Origin of the sequence: Microbispora sp. CSR-4 (assembly GCF_008033685.1) — a bacterium.
In the GTDB taxonomy this organism is placed as follows: domain Bacteria; phylum Actinomycetota; class Actinomycetes; order Streptosporangiales; family Streptosporangiaceae; genus Microbispora.
Genome location: NZ_VJVX01000336.1, coordinates 1 through 273 on the forward strand (window position 1 = coordinate 1; position 273 = coordinate 273).

At 75.5% G+C, this 273-nt stretch carries 1 protein-coding gene; it reads left to right on the forward strand.

Annotated elements, in window-relative coordinates:
* Nucleotides 1-273: DUF222 domain-containing protein (locus tag FLV34_RS40050; protein ID WP_147945656.1), on the forward strand; the 273-nt coding region annotated here is incomplete at both ends.

Here is a 273-nt window from a genome sequence, read left to right on the forward strand (position 1 = left end):
GAGCTGGCGGCGGGGGTGGTGGAGGCCATCTGCGCCGCCGTGGCCGGACTAACCGACGAGCAAGCCACCCTGGCGGAGCCGATCCTGGTGGACCTGGCCGGCAAGGCCGGGGCGGCGGAGGTCGCCAAGGCCGGCCGCCACCTGCGGGCGGTGCTGGACCCCGATGGGGAAGAACGGGATGAGCGGGCCGATTACGGGCGGCGGTTCCTGCGGGTCCGCCCGGGCAAGGGCGGCGGCGTGGAAGGGGAGTTCTACCTGCCGCGTGAGGCCGGC